This is a genomic window from Burkholderia sp. JPY481 (genome assembly GCF_038900515.1).
GTDB lineage: Bacteria > Pseudomonadota > Gammaproteobacteria > Burkholderiales > Burkholderiaceae > Paraburkholderia > Paraburkholderia youngii.
The window spans coordinates 1-14,737 of record NZ_JAYMRT010000008.1 but is presented as its reverse complement, the minus strand read 5'-3'; the positions used below and the strand labels follow the sequence as shown (position 1 = coordinate 14,737).

The following is a 14,737-nucleotide window of genomic DNA, read 5'->3' as shown; positions in this document are numbered from 1 at the left end:
GATGGACTTTCGGCACATCGACGCATTCAGGGCGCTGATGCTCACCCGCACGACGACCCGCGCCGCGCAGGTCATCGGCACTTCGCAGTCGGGCATCAGCCGTCTGATTACCGACCTGGAGCGTTTGACCAGTCTGACGCTGTTCGATCGCAGCCGCGGACGGCTCGAACCGACCGTCGAAGCGTTGGCGCTGTTCGAGGAAGTCGAGCGGCGTTATGCGGGGCTGAACAACATCCGCGAGTTCGCGCTGAGCTTGCGCAATCCGTCGACCGCGGTGATTCGCGTGGGTTCGGTCGTGTCGTTCGGGCTCGGCTACTTCGCGCGCGTGGTCGCGAACTTTCATCGCCGGCATCCGGCCGTGCAGATTGCGTTGACGACCGGGGCGTCGTCGCTGATTCGCGATCAGGTGGTGTCGCGCCAACTCGCGCTCGGCCTCGTCACGAATACGGTCGACGTGACCGGCACCGATTCGACCGCGTTCGCGCAGCTCGATGCGATCTGCGCGTTGCCGGCCGGTCATCCGCTCGGCAAGCACAAGGTCATCAAGGTGGCCGATCTGCGGAATCAGCCGATCGTGTCGTACGACTTGCCCGACCTCGTGCGCTGGGGCATGGATCAGGTGCTCGCGACCGGTCAGCTGCAATCGCAGGTGGTGGCGATCGCGCCGTATTCGGTCAACATCGCGACGATGGTCAAGGAAGGTCTTGGCATCGGTTTGCTGCATCCGGTGTCGGCGTACGACTTTCTCGACTCGAATCTGATCCTGCGCCGCTTCGAGCACGCGATGCCTTTCTATACGCTGAAGATCACGCCACGTGGCGCCGCACCGGCTCCGCATCTCGACGATTTGTCGAAGGTAATGGAGGAGACGCTCGAAGAAGTGCTGGCGGCCGTGAATGCGCGTTTGGCCGCCGCGAGTTGACCTATTGCCGCTTCACGGCAGCGTCGCTCACAAGCTATCCAATCAAATACAGATCGGGCCACCGAGGCCGGACTTCGTCATATCCCGGCAGCGGCGCCTAAGTCGTGCGCTGCCCGCCGGTAATCACCCGCTCCAACGACAGCTTCAAGTGGCGCTGCATCGCCGCCTGCGCCTGCAGCGGATCATGCGCTTCCAGCGCTTCCAGAATCACCAGATGTTCTTCGGGCACGGCGCCCCACGTCGTTTCGTTTTCGAAGTGGCCGCGCAGCTTCTCCGACAGCGGACTATGCCGCGCATCGAATAGCGAGCTGACGGTGCGCACCAGCACTTCGTTGCCGGACATCTGCGCGATCGCGAGATGGAACGCGCGATCGGCCGCGACCGGAATTCTGCCGGCCTTCACTTCGCGCTCCATCTCGTTGTAGATCGCGCGCAGCATTTTCAGGTCTTTCGGTTTGCAGAACGGTGCGACGCTCGCGATGATCGAGCCTTCGATCAGGCAGCGCGCGCCGAGGATGTCGAGCAGGCTATCGCCGAGTTCGGCCTGCGACAGCGACGCATCACGCTGCGCGGGCGGCGTCGTGCACAGATAGACGCCCGAGCCCATGCGAATCTCGACGAGCCCTTCCAGTTCGAGCGCGACCAGAGCCTCGCGCACCGACGGCCGCGATACGCCGAGCGTCTCCGCCAGCGCGCGCTCGGGCGGCAGGCGGCCGTTCGGCGCGAACTCCGGCTGAGCGATCAGATCGCGCAATTTTTCCGCGATCTGAAGATATAAGCGGCGAGTGTCGGCAGGTTTGGTGTTCACGAAACGATTCCCGGCAATGGAGCTTCTGCAAGCCCGATAAGGCGAGCGCCGATTGTAGATCGAAGCGCCCTGCGCGCAAATCGCGCGCGCCCGGCGGCGCGCTGACAGCGTTCGGGGTTTCCCCCAACTCCGTGCAAATTGGCTTGACCAGTATCGCACGTGCGGTTAATTTTGCAAATTGGTAAGGCCAGATCGACGCCACGCAGGCGTCAAACGAGTAGACCTGCGGGTCGCTCCACTCCCCGATACCCGATCCATTCCTCCACGACGATGAAGACAGTCATTTGCGAACAACCCGGCCAGCTCGCGCTAGCTGAACGCGCGATGCCGGACGCCGGCCCTGACGATGTGCTGATCCGCATCCGGCGAGTCGGCATCTGCGGCACCGACTTCCATATCTTCACCGGCAATCAGCCGTATCTGTCGTATCCGCGCGTGATGGGGCACGAGCTTGCCGGCATCGTCGAAGCGGCGCCGGCCGGTGCGCGCGTCGCGGCCGGCGACCAGGTGTACGTGATGCCATATCTGTCGTGCGGGCGCTGCGTGGCCTGCCGCGCGGGCAAGGGCAACTGCTGCGTGAACATCCGCGTGCTCGGCGTCCATACCGACGGCGGCATGACCGAGTACCTCGCGGTGCCGCAGGCGTTCGTCTTCAAGGCCGACGGCGTGACGCTCGACCAGGCCGCGATGCTCGAATTCCTGGCGATCGGCGCACACGCGGTCGCGCGCGCCGACGTGCAAGCCGGGCAGCGTGTGCTGATAGTCGGGGCTGGGCCGATCGGCATGGCCGCGACGATCTTTGCGAAGCTGCGCGGCGGCGAGGTCAGCGTGCTCGACGGCCGCGCGGACCGTCTGTCCGTGTGCGCGGGCGCATTGCAGGCGGATCACACGGTGCTGCTCGACACCACCGACGCCGCGACCGATGCCGCCCAACTCGCGGCGCTGACCGACAACGAGTTCTTCGACGTGGTGTTCGACGCGACCGGCAACGTGAAGGCGATGGAGCGCGGGCTGCAGTTCGTCGCGCATGGCGGCAAGTACGTGCTGGTGTCGATCGTCAGCGAGCGCATTTCGTTTGCCGATCCGGAGTTGCACAAGCGCGAGACGACCTTGCTCGCGAGCCGCAATGCGACCGTCGCCGACTTCGAAACGGTGCTCGAAGCGATGCGCGCCGGCAAGATTCCGACGGCCGCGCTCAATACGCACGTGGTCGAACTCGCCAATCTGCCGGGCGAATTCCCCAAGCTGCTGAAACCGGATGCCGGCGTCATCAAGGCGCTGGTGGCCTGTTGAGCGAGCGGGGACAACGGACGATGGGCAACCCGATTCTTCAATTCGGCACGAGTCGCTTTCTGCAGGCGCACGCGGATCTGTTCGTATCGGCGGCGCTCGACGCGGGCCGCGCGCTGGGACACGTGACCGTCGTGCAGACGACGGCCAACCCCGAGAGCCTCGCGCGCATCGACGCGTTACGCGCGCACCGGCAGTACGAGGTGCGCATTCGCGGTCTGCGCCGCGAAGCGGTGATCGATACGACCACGCATTGTCATGCGATCAGCGAGGCATTGAACGCGAATACCGATTGGCCGACGGTGGTGGAGCGCTTTGCGCGCGACGCGCGCGTGGTGATCTCTAACACCGGCGATCGAGGCTACGAGTGTTTCGCCGAAGACACCGCCGAGCTATTGCACAACGACAAGAGCGTGCCGCGCGGATTCGCGGCGAAGCTCGTGGTGCTGCTGCACGCGCGCTTCAATGCCGGCGCCGCGCCGCTGACGCTGCTGCCATGCGAACTCGTATCGGGCAACGGCGACACGCTGCGTGGTCTCGTCGCCGATATCGCGCGCGAGTGGGGCGCCGGGACCGAGTTCGTGCGCTACATCGAGCACACCTGCGTCTGGGTCAATTCGCTGGTGGACCGCATCGTATCCGAGCCGATCCGGCCGGTCGGCGCGATTGCCGAACCCTACGCGTTGTGGGCGATCGAGCGGCGTGCCGGCATGGTGCTGCCGTGCGAGCACGAAGCGATGATCGTCACCGACGATCTGTTGCACTACGAACGCCTGAAGCTGCTGCTGCTGAACCTCGGGCATACGTGGCTCGCCGAGCGCTGGCAGGCCGACGCGCGCGATCCCGACGAGAACGTGCTGCACGCGATGCGCGATCCGCTGTTGCGCGCCGATCTCGAATCGCTGTGGCGCGACGAGGTCCTGCCGGTCTTCGATGCGCTCGGTCAGGGCAGCGACGCGCGCGCCTATCTCGATGACGTGCGCGAGCGCTTCGAAAACCCGTTCCTCGATCATCGCCTCGCCGACATCGCGCGCAATCACGAGCAAAAGAAAGAGCGGCGCTTCAGGCCGGTGATCGAACTCGCGCGCGAGCTCGACGTGCGTGTCGAGCAACCGCGTCTGAACGCGGCGCTTGCCGCGTGCGTGCAACGCGGCTAAAGGCGCGGGCCGCAACTCCGCAGTAAATCGGGTCGTCGACCCCGCAGTACACCGGCGGCTCACGAGGTCGCAAGGTTCATCTAAACATAGGCTTAGCCTGGCTAGCAGGAGACAGTTTCATGAAGAAAATGCGTTGGGTAGTGATTTTTCTGTGCTTTCTCGCGATCGCGGTGAATTACATCGATCGTGCGAATCTCGCGGTCGCCGCGCCGCAAATCGAAAAGGCGCTCGGCATCGGCCCCGCCGAGATGGGCTTCATCCTGAGCGGCTTCTTCTGGACCTACGCGTTCATGCAGATGCCGTTCGGCTGGTTCGTCGATCGAGTTGGCGCGCGCATCGCGCTGCCGCTCGCGGTCGGCTGGTGGTCGATGTTTACCGCGGCGACCGCGGTCACGACCAGCGTCGCGGGCATGTTCGGCTGCCGCCTGTTGCTCGGCGTCGGCGAGGCGGGTGCGTATCCGTCCTGCACGAAGCTCGTGAGCCAATGGTTCCAGCCCAAGGAACGTGCGCTCGCGACGAGCATCTTCGATAGCGGCTCGCGGGTCGGCTCGGCACTGTCGATTCCCGTGGTTGCGCTGATCATCAGCACGCTCGGCTGGAAGGCGGCTTTTGTTCTTACCGGCTTGCTCGGCGCGGTCTGGATCGTCGGCTGGTTCGTGATCTATCGCAATCCGGTGCAAGACGAGATGGCCGTTGCACTCGAGGCGACTCCCGCGGCTCAGGTGAGCGCGGAGAAGGTGACATGGGCGTCGCTGTTTCGCCACCGCACGCTGTGGGGCATGATGCTCGGCTTCTTCTGCCTGAACTTCGTGATCTATTTCTTCATTACGTGGTTTCCGAGCTACCTCGTTGAGACCCGTGGCTTCTCGCTGAAATCGCTCGGCACGCTCGGCATGATTCCGGCGTTGATCGCGATTCCGGGCGGCTGGCTCGGCGGCTTCGTGTCCGACGCGCTGTTCCGGCGCGGCTGGAGCCTGACGGCCGCGCGCAAGACCTGCATGGTCGGCGGCATGCTGCTGTCGTCGGTGATCACGTTGTCGGCGTTCACGGAGAACACGTATCTGATGCTCGCGTTCTTCGGCATCGCGTACGGCAGCCTCGCGTTCGCCGCGGCGAGCATCTGGTCGCTGCCCGGCGACGTCGCGCCGACGCCGCGCCACGTCGCGTCGATCGGCGGCATCCAGAACTTCGCGTCGAATCTGGCGGGGATCGTGATCACCACGTTCACCGGCGTGATGGTGGCGATGTCGAAGGGCTCGTTCACGATTCCGCTCGTCGTCGCGGGCGGCTTCTGCTTCCTTGGCGCGTTCAGCTATCTTTTCATCGTGGGACGCATCGAGCCGCTGTCGCTGGAATCGGACAGCCGCGATCTGCCCAAGGGCGTGGGCTCCACGATCTGACGTATTCTGTTTGAACGCTTACCGATAACCCTGTCTTCGAGGCTTTTCATGTCGACTCAAGCTAGCCGCGCGTGCCCGATCATTCGCCTGCATCCCGCCGACGACGTCATCATCGCGACCCGGCAGTTGCTGCCGGGCACGCGCATCGACGCGGAACAACTGGTGGTCGCCGGGCTGATTCCACCGGGGCACAAGATCGCGACGCGCGACATCGCGCGCGGCGAGCCGGTCAAGCGCTACAACCAGATCATCGGCGTAGCGCGCGAGGCGATCGCGCGCGGCCAGCATGTTCATACGCACAATCTCGGCATGTCCGAGTTCGCGCGCGAGCACGCGTTCGGCGCCGATGCGCAGCCGACCGTCTACGTCGATGAACCCGCGCATTTCATGGGGATTCGTCGCGACGACGGCCGCATCGCGACGCGCAATTACATCGGCATTCTGACCAGTGTGAACTGCTCGGCGACGGTTGCGCGCGCGATTGCCGATCATTTCCGGCGCGACGTGCGTCCCGACGCGCTCGCCGACTATCCGAACGTCGACGGTGTGATCGCTCTGACGCACGGGCTCGGCTGCGGCATCGACATGCAAGGCGAGGGCATTGCGATTCTGCGTCGCACGCTCGCCGGCTACGCGGTGCATCCGAACTTCGCGTCGGTGCTGTTCGTCGGGCTGGGCTGCGAGACGAATCAGATCGACGGCGTGCTCGCGGCGGGCGGCCTCGACGCCAGCACGACGAAGCTGCGCAGCTTCACGATCCAGGACAGCGGCGGCACGCGCAAGACGATCGAACGCGGTATCGCGATGGTGCGCGAGATGCTCGCCGACGCGAATCGCGTGCAGCGCGTGCCGGTGCCGGCCTCGCATCTGTGCGTTGGTCTGCAATGCGGCGGCTCGGACGGCTACTCGGGCATCTCCGCGAATCCGGCGCTCGGCGCCGCGGTGGATCGGCTCGTGCGGCATGGCGGTACCGCGATCCTGTCGGAAACGCCGGAAATCTACGGCGCGGAACATCTGCTGACGCGCCGCGCGGTGAGCGCGGCGGTCGGCGACAAACTGCTCGCGCGCATCGCGTGGTGGCAGGACTACTGCGCGCGCAACGGCGGCGCGATGGACAACAACCCATCGGCGGGCAACAAGGTGGGCGGTCTGACGACGATCCTCGAAAAATCGCTCGGCGCGGTCGCGAAGGGCGGCACGACGAATCTGGTCGACGTCTACGAATACGCTCAACCGATCGCCGCGAAGGGCTTCGTGTTCATGGATTCACCCGGCTACGACCCGGTTTCCGCGACGGGACAGGTCGCCTCGGGCGCGAACCTGATCTGCTTCACGACCGGGCGCGGCTCCGCTTACGGCTGCGCGCCGTCGCCGTCGTTGAAGCTGGCGACCAACACCGCGTTGTGGGAGCGCCAGCAGGACGACATCGATATCAATTGCGGCGGGGTGATCGACGGCAGCGCGAGCATCGATGAACTCGGCGAAGCGATCTTCCGCATGATGCTCGACTGCGCGTCGGGTACGCGCACCAAGAGCGAGCTGCATGGCTACGGGCAGAGCGAGTTCGTGCCGTGGCAAGTCGGCGTGGTGACCTGAACGGCTGCATTGCAGCGACACAAGCAAACAAGCGAATAAATCACGCACTGGAGGATGTAATTGGAACGCCGCCTTTATTCAGGCCGCGACGTGAAGCGCGCGCACAGCATCGATGATCTGCGCGCGATGGCCCGCAAGCGTCTGCCGAATTTCTGTTTCGAGTATGTCGAGGGCGGCGCCGAAGACGAAGCCACACTGCGGCGCAACCGCGACGTGTTCCGCGAAATCGCTTTTCTGCCGCGCACGCTGGTGAACGTCGAAAAGCGCAATCAGAGCGTGACGCTGTTCGGCGAGCGCAGCGCGTCGCCGTTCATGATCGGCCCGACCGGCTATAGCGGCCTGATGTTTCGCGAAGGCGACGTCAAGCTGGCCAGTGCGGCGGCAGCGGCCGGCATTCCGTTCGTGCTGAGCAACGTGTCGACGATCTCGCTGGAGGACGTCGTGCAGCGCGCGGGCGGTCGCGTGTGGATGCAGGTCTACATGTACCGCACGCGCGAATCTCTCGCGAAGCTGGCGCGGCGCGCGAACGCCGCGGGCATCGAGGCGCTGGTCGTCACGACCGACAGCGCGGTGTTCGGCAAACGCGAATGGGACCTGCGCAACTACATCGAGCCGCTGAAACTCGACTGGCGCAACAAGTTCGACGTGCTGCGCCATCCGAGCTGGATGGCCAACGTGCTGTGGCCGAACGGCATGCCGCGCTTCGCCAATCTCGGCGACCTGCTGCCGCCGGGGCAGGACAGCGTGAAGGGCGCGACGATCACACTGGGCCGCGAACTCGACCCGTCGTTGTCGTGGGACGATATCCGCTGGCTGCGCGATCTGTGGCCGCGTCGGCTGATCGTCAAAGGCGTGCTGGGTGCGCCCGATGCGCTGAAGGCGCTGGAGGCCGGCGTCGACGGCATCGTGCTGTCGAACCACGGCGGGCGGCAACTCGACAGCGCGGTATCGGCGATGGACGTGCTGCCCGAAGTCGTCGAGCAGGTTGGGGGTAAGCTGTGCGTGATGCTCGACGGCGGATTTCGCCGCGGCTCCGAGATCCTGAAGGCGGTCGCGCTGGGCGCCGATGCGGTATTGCTCGGACGCGCGACCACCTATGGTCTGAGCGCGGGCGGTCAGCCGGGCGCTGAGCGGGCCATCGAGATTCTGCAGACCGAGATCGACCGGGCGCTCGGCTTGCTCGGTTGCTGCGATATCGCCGGGCTGGACCGTAGTTATCTGCGTTGGCCAGGGCAGCAGGCGCCGCTGCCGCGCGTGCAATCGCAATCGCAAGCGCAAACGCAAACCGTGCAGGCGCGTGCAGCGGCTTTGTCCGTCTGACGAACTGGAGATATCTGATGCAGCAAGAACCGAACGTCGCGACCCGCGGTAACGAAGCCGTCGCCGCGCTGCGCGAAGCGCTCGGCGCGGACATCGTGAGTCTGCCGGCCGAATTTGGCGGGCGGCAGTTCGCCGACTGGAGCGGCACGCCATCGACCGATCCGATCGCGCTGATCCGCCCGCGCACGACCGAAGAAGTCGCCACCGCGCTCAGGATCTGTCATCAATTCCGCCAGCCGGTCGTCACGCAAGGCGGCATGACCGGGCATGCTGGCGGCGCCTGCGTGCTCGGCGGCGAGGTTGCGCTGAGCGTCGAGCGGATGACCGGCGTCATCGACATCGATCCGGTCAGCGCGACGATCACCGTGTTCGCGGGCACGCCGCTGCAGGTGGTGCAGGAAGCGGCCGATCACGCCGGCTTCATGTTCGCGCTCGACCTCGGCGCGCGCGGCAGTTGCACGATCGGCGGCAACATCGCGACCAATGCGGGCGGCAATCGCGTGATCCGCTACGGCATGATGCGCGACCAGGTGCTCGACGTCGAAGCGGTGCTCGCCGACGGCAGCGTGATCGGCGGCGAGCGCAAGATGATCAAGAACAATACCGGCTATGACCTGCGCAACCTGCTGACCGGCAGCGAAGGCACGCTCGGGGTCATCACGCGCGCGGTGCTGCGCCTGCGCGCCAAACCGCGCGCAATCTCGACCGCATGGTGCGGCATGCCGGATTACGAGGCGGTAACCACGCTGCTCGGCCGCGCGCAGGAACGGCTGCCGGCCGGCGTGTCCGCGTTCGAAGTCATGTGGCCCAGCTATTGCGATTTCGTGCGGGAACGCCTGCCCGAACTGCGCGTGCCGCTCGGCAGCGATCACGCTTACTACGTATTGCTCGAGACTTGCGGCGCGGACCCGGAGCGGCAGTCGGCGGCGTTCGAGGACTTTCTCGCCGACATGCTCGACGCGGGCGTGATCTCCGATGCCGCGCTCGCGCAATCGGACGCGGACGCCGCGGCGTTCTGGGCGATTCGCGACGCGCCGGCCGAATATCCGCGCCTGATCCCGGGACGCATCTCGTTCGACATCAGCTTCGCGGTTGCGCAGGCGGGCGATGCGGCGCAGCGTTGCGACGAGCGGCTGCGCGCGCGCTGGCCGCAAGCGACGATCCTCGTGTACGGGCATCTCGGCGACGGCAATCTGCACGTGGTGGCGCAGGAACCGGGCTGGACCGACGCGGACATCGACGAGGTCAAGCGCGTCGTTTATGAACTCACCGGGGAAATGGGCGGCTCCGTATCGGCCGAGCATGGGATCGGCGAGGAAAAGCTGGGCGTGCTCGGCATGTCGCGCTCGCCGGCCGAACTCGCGGCGATGAAGGCGATCAAGCTTGCGCTCGATCCGCACAATATCCTGAACCCCGGCAAGGTGATCGCGATGTAGTGTGCGGTGGTTTTGCGCGTCACGCGGCAACGTGGCGCGCGCATTCCGGGCGCGTTCCTGGCCGATCGGGAACGCGCTTCTCCGACGTGACATCCAATCCCATATCCGCAACGGAATATGGGGAGATGTCAGATGAAGCTCATCATCCACACAGTGCTGGCGGCAACGCTCGCGTTAGCGAGCATCGCGTCCAGCGCGCAAGGCGCCGGGCCGAGCGATCCGCAGATTGCCGCGATCGTCGTGACCGCAAATCAGGTCGATATCGACGCGGGCAAGCTCGCGGAATCCAAAACGAAATCGAAGGACGTGAAGGCGTTCGCGCAGCAAATGGTCACCGATCACACCGGCGTCAACAAGGCCGCGACGGATCTCGTGAAGAAGCTCAACGTGACCCCCGAGGACAATCCGACGAGTCAGAACCTCAAGCAGGGCGGCGACCAGAACATCGCCAAACTGAAGACACTTTCGGGTGCCAGCTTCGATAAGGCCTATATCGATCACGAGGTCACCTATCATGAAAACGTGATCGACGCGCTCGACAAGACGCTCATTCCGAGCGCGAAGAACGAGGAACTGAAGGCGCTGCTCGTGAAGGTGCGGCCGGCCTTCGTCGCGCATCTCGAACATGCGCGCCACGTGCAGGCGGAACTGGCAAAGAGCGGTGCGTGAGATGCGCCGGCTCGTTTGTCTGATGGGCGTGCTGGTGTTGCACGTCGATGCGATGGCGGCGACGTACGTCGTCGTGATCGAACAGATGCGGTTCAATCCGGCCGCGTTGACGGTCGCGCGCGGTGATCGCGTGGTGTGGATCAACAAGGACCTGTTTCCGCACACCGCGACCGCTGATGCGAAAGCGTTCGATTCGCATGACATCGCGCCGGATGCATCGTGGAGTTACGTGGCGACCAAGGGGGGACGCTACACGTATTCGTGCACGCTGCATCCGACGATGCACGCGGTTCTGAACGTACGATGAAAGCGATGATGAATCTGCCTGTCGAGTCCACTGAAGACGACCTCGGCATCGCGCGCCGCATCGCCGCGGGTGACCGTGACGCGTTCGAACTGCTGATGCGAAGGCATAACCGCCGGCTCTATCGCATGGCGCGCGCGACCTTGCGCAACGACGCCGAGGCGGAAGATGCGCTACAGGATGCGTATCTGCACGCGTACCGATCGATCAGCCAGTTTCGCGGTGAGTCGCAATTGTTCACGTGGCTGTCACGGCTGGTGCTCAACGAATGCTTCGCGCGATTACGGCGCTCGGCGCGGCGTCAGAATGTGATTCCGATCGTGGACGCACCCGAATACATCGAACCTGACGATGCAATGACCACACACGACGACGATGCCCCCGACCGGGCGCTTGCGCGTTCGCAAGTGCGCGCGCTGCTCGAACGCAAACTCGATGAATTGCCCGAGCCGTTTCGCGTCGTATTCGTGCTGCGCGCGATCGAGGAAATGAGCGTCGAGGAGACCGCGCAGTGTCTGAACATTCCAGAAGCGACGGTACGGAGCCGGCATTTCCGCGCGCGCAGCATGTTGCGCGAGTCGCTCGCTCAGGCTCTCGATCTCGCCGAGCGCGACGTGTTCGAATTCGGCGGGGCGCAGTGCGATCGCATCGTTGCGAGCGTCCTCGGGAAAATATCCGGTGGCGAGTCATAGCATTGGCGACGCGTGCAGGGGCACCGTGAACTGAACCGCCGCGCCGCGCGGCGTGGATTCACTCACCCATAACCGGCCGCCATGGGCGTCGATAATCGAACGGCAGATTGAAAGTCCCATGCCCAAGCCCGTCGCTTTGGTCGTGTAAAACGCGCTGAACGCGTGTTCCGGACCGTTCGGACCGAAGCCCGGTCCCGAGTCGCGCACGGTCACGACCACGCCGGCACCGTCCGCCTCGCCCGTGCTGACCTGCACGTGCCGAGTCCCCTCCAGACTGCTCGTTGCCTCCAATGCATTGATGATCAGGTTGAGCAGCACCTGCTGCAATTCCACCCGGTCGCCTTCGATGGACGGCAAATCTTCCGCGAGTTGGATCTCCAGCCTGGCGCCACTCTTCCTTGCTTCTCCCTGGACCAGTTCGGTGATCTCGCGGATCGCCTCGTTGATATCTACCGGCTCCTGTTTCCGTGGCGCCTTCCTGACCATTTGCCGGATCCGGCCGAGCACGTCTCCGGCGCGATTGGTGTCCCTGACGATACGATCGAGCGCACGCCTCGCTTCGCCGAGGTCGGCGGGCTCGCGGGCCAGCCATCGCAATGCGGCCTCCGCGTTGGCCACCGTCGCGGTAACGGGCTGACTGAGTTCGTGAGCGATCGACGCGGCGAGCTGCCCCATCGTCGCGACGCGATTCGCATGCGCCAGTTCGGCCTGCACGTCGCGATAGCGCTCTTCGCTGTCACGGATTTTCTTTTCCGCCTGCTTCTGCGCGCTCAGATCGAGAATGTAAGCCACCCCCTGGTTCGGCTCATCCTCGAATGCCGCGCCGCCGATCAGGACGGGTACCCGGCTGCCGTCTTTCCTGTAGAACTCCTTTTCGCAGGGTTGCATGGCGCCGGTCGCCGCAAGCTCTTCGAACTCGCGCGGCACACGTTGTTGCCATTCGGGGGGCGTCATGTCGTACCATCGCAGCCCTTTCCGCAAATCCTCACGGTCGTACTGGAGCATGTCGAGAAAGGAATCGTTGGCGTCGATGAGTCGTCCGTCCAGGCCCCAGATGACGATCCCAATGAGATTGGCGTCGACGAGGCGTCGGATCTTTGCTTCGCGTTGCGCGACGTCGCGATACAAGCGGGCATTTTCGAGCGAAATGGCAGCCTGCGAGGCCACGAGCTTCAGCACGGCGATCCGCGCGGGGCTGAACACGCGGGCAGTGAGATTGTTCTCGAGGTAGAGCACGCCCATCAGCTTGGCGCCATTCATCAGCGGCAGGCACAGAATGGAACGTGCGCGATGCTGACGGACGTAAGGGTCCGGATCGGCCATCGGATCCGATGCGGCATCGTCGAGGAAAATGTTCTCGCGCGTACGCAAGACCTGGTTGATGATCGACTCCGGCAACACCGCTGAGTTGAGCGGCGCGTCCGATAGCTGCACATGGACCGCGTCGCCGGCGGTGGTGGCTTCCGCGGCAATCCGATGCTCGCCCGCATCCGACAGGATCAGCAGACCCCGTTCGGCGCCCGCCTGTTCGATGGCCGTGCGCATGACCATCCCGATCAGCTTTTCCAGGTGGATTTCGCCTGACGCCGCCTGCGACACCTTGATCACTTTCGCCAGCTCCAGGTGCTCGATGGTTGCCGCCATCGTATTGGTCGGTCCGGGCACCGTCTCTTCGGTTCTCAGGTATGGGTACTGTTCCTCGAGTTGACGCGCCTTGCCGATGGCGCCCCAACGCAGATAGCCATAGCGGGCGTCCTGCATATACATGCGCGCAATTCTTCGACGACCGCGGGCCGCATAAAAGCGCGACGCGAGTTCGCTCGCCAGTGCCTCGATATGCGCGAAGCCGCTGTCCTGCGCCAAATCGATAGCCTGCTCGTAGAGCGTTTCGGCCTCCGCCACGTGGCCTTCGATGCGCGCGATCTCGGCGCCGACCAGTGCGGCATGACTTGCGAAGTTCTCCGCGCAGAGATCGGCCCAAACGCGCAGCTGCTTATGGTGGGCAAGTAATGCTTCCCGCTGCTGCGGCCACTCGCCAGCCGCGATGGAGTCGCGCCGTCCAGCCGTCGCGAGCGCGGCATAAAAGTGATATTCGGCCTCGTCGAGGAACGAGTGCGAGGTCCACAGAAGCCGCTGCGCCTCTGACGCGGCGGCCATGGCCGCCTCGTGGTCGCCGGCGAGATAGCGCGCCTGGAGCTTCCGGATCCAGTACCAGCATGCGGCGGCCGACAGCGACGGTTTGTTCAGATCCAGATAGTGCTGTTCTGTGTGAGCTTCGTTGAACTGCGCGTCGTCGAGGCAGCCGAATACCGGCGTCAAGCCGCGCAGCGTCCGGATGACCGCAAGCTGGTCTTCGATAAAGTGAATCGCCAGGCCGAATTGCAATTTGCTGGCATACGCAAGGCCGGTTTCACCCTCTCGTTGCACGTCGGCCAGTGGCTCGCCGATGAAAAGCAGGTTCGAGACGAGGTGGAACCACGCGAATGCGCCGAACGACAGGTCGCCGGTCCTGTTCAAGGCGTCGAAAATGCGGCGGAAGTGGTCGCCGCAAGTCTGCCGCGCTGGGCGCACCCAGCGGGCGACATAAACGGAGAACGCGAGATGCGTGCGGGCTTCGAAGCGTACGAGGCCGCGTCGTTCGACGAGCTTGCAGCCGAGCCGGCCGAATTCGAATCCGGGCTGGTAGTCGCCGAAAAGCCGTCCGGCGAACCAGGGGAATTGGGCGTAGGCCACGCACGACGCATCGGCATTGCCTTGTTCGAGGCTGAGACTGATTGCCTTGCAGATCGTCAGGCAATTGAGGTTCCCATCCGTGAACAACGCGGGCGCGAAGAGCTTGGTCAGAACCTCGACGGTTGCCAGCGCGATGGGATTCTCCATCGGCGGAAGATCGATGAGTTCCTCGATGCTCCGGTCGCCAAGCAGTGACCAGATGCGCTCGTATTCGCGGCGCACGGGCGCGTCGTCCGGATGGGGTGACCACTCGATGCCCACATGACGAAGGAAGGCGAGGCCAACGGCGATCGCGTTTTCGCTCTGGTCGAGCATCAGGTAGACATCCATCTGCCAGAACGTGACCTGGGCGCGCTCGAGCGTGGTCGTCGCACGCTTCGATAGCGCCGCAAGTCGCGTCTCGGCGGCGA

12 protein-coding genes are annotated in these 14,737 nt (G+C 64.6%); 10 read left to right on the top strand and 2 right to left on the bottom strand.

Features of this window, described 5'->3' with window-relative positions; all coding sequences use genetic code 11:
- Position 1: 1 nt before the first annotated feature.
- Positions 2-922: a LysR substrate-binding domain-containing protein gene (locus VSR82_RS19900; RefSeq protein ID WP_429463084.1), complete on the top strand. Its 921-nt coding sequence runs from the start codon at positions 2-4 to the stop codon at positions 920-922.
- Between the two features lie 97 nt (positions 923-1,019).
- On the opposite strand, the gene VSR82_RS19895 is transcribed toward VSR82_RS19900, so the two are convergent.
- A complete protein-coding gene (locus tag VSR82_RS19895) occupies positions 1,020-1,730 on the bottom strand; it encodes a FadR/GntR family transcriptional regulator (protein ID WP_429463085.1) in 711 nt (236 codons plus the stop codon).
- Positions 1,731-2,000: 270 nt separating this feature from the next.
- Between VSR82_RS19895 and VSR82_RS19890 the strand changes: the two genes are divergently transcribed.
- The 9 genes from VSR82_RS19890 to VSR82_RS19850 all read left to right on the top strand — a co-directional run bounded on the left by VSR82_RS19890 (position 2,001) and on the right by VSR82_RS19850 (position 11,594).
- The gene (locus VSR82_RS19890; RefSeq protein WP_429463086.1) at positions 2,001-3,023 is read left to right on the top strand and encodes a zinc-binding alcohol dehydrogenase family protein; all 1,023 of its coding nucleotides are present in this window, start codon (positions 2,001-2,003) and stop codon (positions 3,021-3,023) included.
- A gap of 20 nt (positions 3,024-3,043) precedes the next feature.
- A complete protein-coding gene (locus VSR82_RS19885; RefSeq protein ID WP_368582494.1) occupies positions 3,044-4,177 on the top strand; it encodes a mannitol dehydrogenase family protein in 1,134 nt (377 codons plus the stop codon).
- A 119-nt stretch (positions 4,178-4,296) separates the two neighbouring features.
- A complete protein-coding gene (locus tag VSR82_RS19880; RefSeq protein ID WP_429463087.1) occupies positions 4,297-5,577 on the top strand; it encodes an MFS transporter in 1,281 nt (426 codons plus the stop codon).
- Between the two features lie 48 nt (positions 5,578-5,625).
- Positions 5,626-7,173: a UxaA family hydrolase gene (locus VSR82_RS19875; protein WP_368624076.1), complete on the top strand. Its 1,548-nt coding sequence runs from the start codon at positions 5,626-5,628 to the stop codon at positions 7,171-7,173.
- Positions 7,174-7,233: 60 nt separating this feature from the next.
- The gene (locus tag VSR82_RS19870; RefSeq protein WP_410852307.1) at positions 7,234-8,493 is read left to right on the top strand and encodes an alpha-hydroxy acid oxidase; all 1,260 of its coding nucleotides are present in this window, start codon (positions 7,234-7,236) and stop codon (positions 8,491-8,493) included.
- A 17-nt stretch (positions 8,494-8,510) separates the two neighbouring features.
- Positions 8,511-9,929 (top strand): FAD-binding oxidoreductase, encoded by a 1,419-nt coding sequence (locus tag VSR82_RS19865; protein WP_368624077.1) that lies wholly within the window; start codon positions 8,511-8,513, stop codon positions 9,927-9,929.
- A gap of 132 nt (positions 9,930-10,061) precedes the next feature.
- Positions 10,062-10,598 carry a DUF4142 domain-containing protein gene (locus VSR82_RS19860; protein WP_368582489.1) on the top strand — a complete coding sequence of 179 codons (537 nt, stop codon included), beginning with the start codon at positions 10,062-10,064 and terminating at the stop codon, positions 10,596-10,598.
- 1 nt (position 10,599) lies between these two features.
- On the top strand, positions 10,600-10,905 hold the full coding sequence (locus VSR82_RS19855) for a cupredoxin domain-containing protein (RefSeq protein ID WP_429463089.1): 306 nt from the start codon (positions 10,600-10,602) through the stop codon (positions 10,903-10,905).
- On the top strand, positions 10,902-11,594 hold the full coding sequence (locus VSR82_RS19850; RefSeq protein WP_410842364.1) for an RNA polymerase sigma factor: 693 nt from the start codon (positions 10,902-10,904) through the stop codon (positions 11,592-11,594). The genes VSR82_RS19855 and VSR82_RS19850 overlap by 4 nt, the downstream gene beginning before the upstream one ends.
- Here the strand turns inward: VSR82_RS19850 and VSR82_RS19845 are convergent.
- A complete protein-coding gene (locus tag VSR82_RS19845; RefSeq protein ID WP_498858003.1) occupies positions 11,589-14,657 on the bottom strand; it encodes a GAF domain-containing sensor histidine kinase in 3,069 nt (1,022 codons plus the stop codon). The genes VSR82_RS19850 and VSR82_RS19845 overlap by 6 nt on opposite strands.
- Positions 14,658-14,737: the final 80 nt, after the last annotated feature.

Coding starts and splice junctions, on each gene's coding strand:
- VSR82_RS19900 (WP_429463084.1), top strand. CDS start 2: ATGGACTTTCGGCACATCGACGCATTCAGGGCGCTGATGCTCACCCGC.
- VSR82_RS19845 (WP_498858003.1), bottom strand. CDS start 14,657: ATGGATGTCTACCTGATGCTCGACCAGAGCGAAAACGCGATCGCCGTT.
- VSR82_RS19865 (WP_368624077.1), top strand. CDS start 8,511: ATGCAGCAAGAACCGAACGTCGCGACCCGCGGTAACGAAGCCGTCGCC.
- VSR82_RS19890 (WP_429463086.1), top strand. CDS start 2,001: ATGAAGACAGTCATTTGCGAACAACCCGGCCAGCTCGCGCTAGCTGAA.
- VSR82_RS19875 (WP_368624076.1), top strand. CDS start 5,626: ATGTCGACTCAAGCTAGCCGCGCGTGCCCGATCATTCGCCTGCATCCC.
- VSR82_RS19880 (WP_429463087.1), top strand. CDS start 4,297: ATGAAGAAAATGCGTTGGGTAGTGATTTTTCTGTGCTTTCTCGCGATC.
- VSR82_RS19850 (WP_410842364.1), top strand. CDS start 10,902: ATGAAAGCGATGATGAATCTGCCTGTCGAGTCCACTGAAGACGACCTC.
- VSR82_RS19855 (WP_429463089.1), top strand. CDS start 10,600: ATGCGCCGGCTCGTTTGTCTGATGGGCGTGCTGGTGTTGCACGTCGAT.
- VSR82_RS19860 (WP_368582489.1), top strand. CDS start 10,062: ATGAAGCTCATCATCCACACAGTGCTGGCGGCAACGCTCGCGTTAGCG.
- VSR82_RS19885 (WP_368582494.1), top strand. CDS start 3,044: ATGGGCAACCCGATTCTTCAATTCGGCACGAGTCGCTTTCTGCAGGCG.